The organism is Mesorhizobium sp. M2A.F.Ca.ET.067.02.1.1 (assembly GCF_004023285.1).
In the GTDB taxonomy this organism is placed as follows: Bacteria; Pseudomonadota; Alphaproteobacteria; order Rhizobiales; family Rhizobiaceae; genus Mesorhizobium.
Genome location: NZ_RZSB01000534.1, coordinates 1 through 4179, shown reverse-complemented (window position 1 = coordinate 4179; position 4179 = coordinate 1). Strand labels below are relative to the sequence as shown.

The window sequence follows — 4179 nt, the reverse complement described above, 5'->3', positions numbered from 1 at the left end:
CATCGTTTCCTCGCCGCCAATTCCGGCATTGGCGCGCCGCTTCGGAGCGGGGCGCACCGCGCTCACTTGCGCGGCGCTCTCGGCGCTGATGCTGGCCCTGGTCGGCTGGACGCAGAATGTCTATCTGTGGTTCCCACTGCGCTTCATGATCGGCGTGGTGACCAACCCCCTTTATGTGCTCAGCGAAATCTGGGTGATCGCGCTGGCGCCGCCGTCGCGGCGCGGCCGCGTCATGGGTATCTATTCCACCATCATTTCGGCGGGCTTCGCGACCGGGCCGCTCTGCCTGCTTGCGGTCGGCACCGAGGGCTGGCCGCCTTTCCTGGTTGGCATCGGCGCCTTCCTCTTCTGCGGCGCCTGCCTGGCCGCAGTGGTGCGCCGGCTGCCTAAGGTCGACGAGGCCGAGAACAAGGTTTCGGTGCTGGGCTTCATACCGTTGGCCTGGCTGCTTTTGTCATCGGTCGTCGTCGCGGCCGGTTTCGAGCAGACGATACTGGCGCTGCTGCCGGTCTATGGAACGCATCACGGCATTCCCGAGGCGCGCATGTCGGCGCTGCTTTCGGTGATGATCGCCGGCAATATCGCCATGCAGGTGCCGCTCGGCCTGCTCGCCGAAAGGCTGACGGCGCGCCTCGTGCGCTTCGGCTGCGTGGCGGTGACCATCCTTGGATGCGTGCTCTTGTCGGCCCTGATCGAGACGCCGCTGATCTGGCTGTGCGTCTTCATCTGGGGCGCCGTGTCCTACGGCATCTACACGATGTCGATCATCGAACTCGGCGAACGGTTTACCGGCTCGGCGCTAGTCGCCGGCAATGCGGCCTTCTCGCTGATGTGGGGTCTCGGCGGCATCATCGTGCCGCCACTCACGGGCGGCGTGATGGATGTCGTCGGCGCCGCCGGCCTTCCGGTCACGCTCGGCGCGATCTGCGCTGCGCTGGCGACGGCGACGGTCGTGCGCCGGCGGGTTTTGTAGTCGATCTTAACACGGCTCTTGAATATCCAAGCAGCGAACGCGATGTAGGCGGGGCGCCTGATGGAGACCTGCATGACCAGCACGATGACCAAAACCCAGCCTGAATTGGCGGCTGACGATCCCTTCCTCTGGCTCGAGGATCGCAACGGCAAGGAAGCGCTGGGCTGGGTTCATCGCCAGAATGCGCTGACGGTGGCCGAATTGCAGAGTGATCCTTCCTATCAGCCGACCTTCGAGACCGCGCTCGACCTCATGACGGCCGAGGACAATATGCCGGTCGGGGCAGCGCTTGCCGGCTACGTCTATAATTTCTGGCAGGACAAGGCCAACGCGCTGGGCCTGTGGCGGCGCACGCCTGTCGCTTCCTACAAGACCGAGAAGCCGGAGTGGGAAACGATCATCGACTTCGACCAGCTATCGGCGAAAGACGGCATAAAGTGGGTGTTCGGCGGGGCGAGCCGGCTCTATCCCGATTTCAACCGCTGCCTGCTCTATATGTCGCCGGACGGCGGCGACGCCAGCGAGATGCGCGAGTTCGACATCGCGACCAAATCCTTCGTCGAGGACGGGTTTCGGGCTCCGGCATCCAAGTCGGGCTTTTCCTGGCTGGACAAGGACACGGTGCTCGTCTCGGCGGCTTTCGAGGAAGAGGACAAGACGCAGTCCGGCTATCCGCGCGTCATCAAGCTTTGGCGGTGCGGCACAAAGCTCGACGACGCGACGCCTATCTTCGAAGGCGAGAAACAGCATCTCGCGGTTGGCGGCGGCGTCGAGTATGACGGCGACAAGCGGCATGTGCTGCTCGGCAAGACGCTCGACTTCTTCACCTCGCACAGTTTCCTGCGGCTGGCTTCTGGCGAGAACCGGCGCATCCCGCTGCCCGACGACGCCACCGACACGGCGATCTTCAAGGGCCAGCTGGTCTTCGGCGTGCGCAGCCCTTGGACGGCGCCCGACGGCACCCAATGCCTGCCCGACGGCCTTTACTCGGTCGATTTCGACCGGTGGATCGACACGGGCGCGTTCGGTCCATTCGAAACCGTGCTCGCGCCGGCGCATCGTGTCTCGATCGCCGGGCTGGCCAGGACGCAGGACCGGCTGTTCATCAACCTGATGGACAATGTGCGCGGCAAGGTCATCGCCTGCGATCGCACTCCCGACGGGTGGTCGCTGAAGCCGGTGGCATTGCCCGACAACGGCAATGTCGGCATCAGCCATGCCGAGCATTTCGGCTCCAGCGTCTCCTTCTCCTTCACCGATTTCCTGACGCCGAGCTCGATCATCTGGTCGGACGACGACGGCGAGACGCTGGAAACCGTGAAATCGCAACCGGCCCGCTTCGATGCCTCGCCCTATGTTTCGGAGCAGTTCGAGGCCCGCTCGAAGGATGGCACGATGATCCCGTATTTCGTGGTGCGGCCCCGCGACCAGAACGGGCCGGTGCCGGCGCTGCTCTATGGCTATGGCGGCTTCGAAGTGCCGCTGCTGCCAGGCTATGCCGGCATTCGCGGCAAGCTCTGGCTGGACAAGGGCAACGCCTATATCCAGGCCAACATCCGCGGCGGCGGCGAGTTCGGTCCGGCCTGGCACCAGGCGGCGCTGAAAGGCAAGCGCCAGAATGCTTTCGACGATTTCGCGGCGGTTGCCGAGGATGTCGTCAAGCGCGGCATCACCACGGCGGCACAGCTCGGCATCCAGGGCGGCTCGAATGGCGGCCTGCTTACCGGCACGTCGTTGACACAGCGGCCCGAACTGTTCGGCGCCGTCATCATCGACGTGCCGCTGCTCGACATGTTGCGCTACACCGAACTGCCGCCCGGCGCCTCGTGGATCGCCGAATATGGCGATCCCTCGAGGCCGGAGGAGGCGGCCTGGCTCGCCACCTATTCGCCTTACCAGCATGTCGCGGCCAATGTCGCCTATCCGCCGGTGCTGTTGATGACCTCAACCGCCGACGACCGCGTCCATCCTGGACACGCGCGCAAGATGGCGGCGCGGCTGCAGGAGGCAGGCCACGGGAGGACGCTGTTCTTCGAGGAGACCGAAGGCGGCCATGGCGGGCGCGGCGACCGCCGGCCGCAGGCGGCGCAAACGGCGATGCGCTACATGTTCCTAAAGCGTGCGCTCGGCGGCGTCGCCTGACTAAGGTGTATTGATATTCAGGTGATGCCAGCCTGCAAATATCGGTTTTCTGCGCTTCCGGTGCTCACGTACTTTAGGTACGCTCCGCTCCGGTTCTCGGAACCGACATTTTCGGCTCGGCCTGACCTGAATCTCAACACACCTTGGCACGACTTGAATTCGAGGCCTCAGGCGGCATAAGCTGGCGCCATGATCCGCTTCAGCACATCTGGCGCCTTCGGGGTCGCGGTGACGCCGTCACCGCGGACCCTTCGCGCCGAGTTGTTGCGGCTGTGCGCCCGCATCGGTTATTCGCCGCCTCGCTTCCTCTGACGAATCCGCCCCGGCCCTTGCCGGATTGATTCAAGAGGAAAGATCAAATCCATGACCTATCAGAATTATTCGCTGAAGCAGCTTCAGCAGATCGACGCCGCGCATCACCTTCATCCCTTCACCGACCACAAGGAGCTGCGCGAGGCAGGCTCGCGCATCATCACCCACGCCAACGGCCCGTTCATCTACGACGCCGACGGCACCGAAATCCTCGACGGCATGGCCGGCCTTTGGTGCGTCAATGTCGGCTATGGCCGCGACGAACTGGCCGAGGCCGCCTACGCGCAGATGAAGGAGCTGCCTTATTACAACTCCTTCTTCAAATGCTCGACGCCGACGCCGGTGCTGTTGTCGAAGAAGCTGGCGGAGCTGGCCCCCAAGCATGTCAGCCAGGTCTTCTATGGCTCGTCCGGTTCGGAGGCCAACGACACGGCGCTCAGGCTCGTGCGCCACTACTGCGCTCGAAGGCAAGCCCGAGAAGAACCGCATCATCTCCCGCAAGATGGCTTATCACGGCTCGACCATCGCCGGCACGTCGCTCGGCGGCATGGAGCCGATGCACAAGCAGCTCGGCGGCGCGGTGCCCAACATCGTCCATGTGATGATGCCCTATGCCTATGAGCTGGCGCTGCCCGGCGAAAGCGACCATGATTTCGGCATCCGCGCGGCCAAGGCGGTCGAGGACGCGATCCTCGAAGCCGGCGCCGACAAAGTGGCCGCCTTCATCGGCGAGCCGGTGATGGGTGCCGGCG

The 4179-nt window shown here is 64.3% G+C and carries 2 protein-coding genes and 1 pseudogene; all 3 read left to right on the top strand.

Translation table 11 applies throughout. From position 1 onward, the window contains the following. The coding region (locus EOA28_RS26910) for an MFS transporter (protein WP_148670868.1) at window positions 1-973 on the top strand (973 nt) is incomplete at its 5' end. 72 nt (window positions 974-1045) lie between these two features. Then, the gene (locus tag EOA28_RS26905) at window positions 1046-3115 is read left to right on the top strand and encodes a prolyl oligopeptidase family protein (RefSeq protein WP_128315459.1); all 2070 of its coding nucleotides are present in this window, start codon (window positions 1046-1048) and stop codon (window positions 3113-3115) included. A gap of 363 nt (window positions 3116-3478) precedes the next feature. Next, window positions 3479-4179: pseudogene (locus EOA28_RS26895) on the top strand (aminotransferase class III-fold pyridoxal phosphate-dependent enzyme); the annotation flags it as partial.